Consider the following 791-nt stretch of genomic DNA (forward strand, 5'->3'; position numbering starts at 1 on the left):
CTATGACACTGCGGTATGCGCATCTGGCCCCGGACACCTTGGCGGCGGCTGTCGCAAAGCTGGCGGCATGAGCCGATTAACCCGGCTGCTGACCTGCTAGGCGCTCAAGCTCCTCGCGCATTCTTTGGCGGTCATCAGCTGGCAGCTTGGCGAAAGCCAAGATTGCCGCAGCCAAGTCATCATCTTCAGCGAACAGGTAGGCGACCGGCACGTCCAGCGCGCTGGCGAGCTCAGCCGCCTTGGTCATGTCGGCTTGGTTCCTTTCGCGCTCGTACCGGTTGATCAGCACGGCACCCCGATTCTTGTCCCGATCCTTATCCACCATTGCCCCCAGCGCGCGCTGGGACAACCCGCGCAGAGCTCGAGCTTCGGACAACCGTTTGGAAAACGTGGCGGTAATGGCTAGGGGTGAGGGCACGCGGAGGTAACGGTGAGTGAACCTGCTSGAGCATGGGCCATATACCTATTCAGTAGAAGTCTTTACCATTGTGGTAAATAGCGTTGCACGTGGTGTGACCGGCCGCAAGGGGTGGCTGGGCCCGTCGGCGCTCAGTCGGGGACGTTGGGATGAAGAACTGGATTTCGCTTGCTGCGGCCGTGTCGTTGGCGTTGACGGCGGTAGCCCCAGGGGAGGCTGTTGCACAGCAGCGCTCGTACGACCGCTTCAAGAATCGAACGTCTTACGACGCCAAAGTGAAGCTCTCAGAGCTTTCCCGGACGAGCAGGGGTGTCTCTTTGAGCCTCAGCAGCGTGGTTGACGGAGATCGCGCTGTGATGAAGTCCGACAGTTT

At 60.5% G+C, this 791-nt stretch carries 1 protein-coding gene and 1 pseudogene; one reads left to right on the forward strand and one right to left on the reverse strand.

All coding sequences use genetic code 11. From position 1 onward, the window contains the following. Positions 1-76 precede the first annotated feature (76 nt). The gene (locus ACXJKH_RS21525; protein ID WP_457322433.1) at positions 77-349 is read right to left on the reverse strand and encodes an XRE family transcriptional regulator; all 273 of its coding nucleotides are present in this window, start codon (positions 347-349) and stop codon (positions 77-79) included. A 218-nt stretch (positions 350-567) separates the two neighbouring features. Between ACXJKH_RS21525 and ACXJKH_RS21530 the strand changes: the two are divergent. After that, positions 568-791 (forward strand): annotated as a pseudogene (locus tag ACXJKH_RS21530) (hypothetical protein); the annotation flags it as partial.

Source organism: Stenotrophomonas sp. P5_B8 (assembly GCF_054049855.1).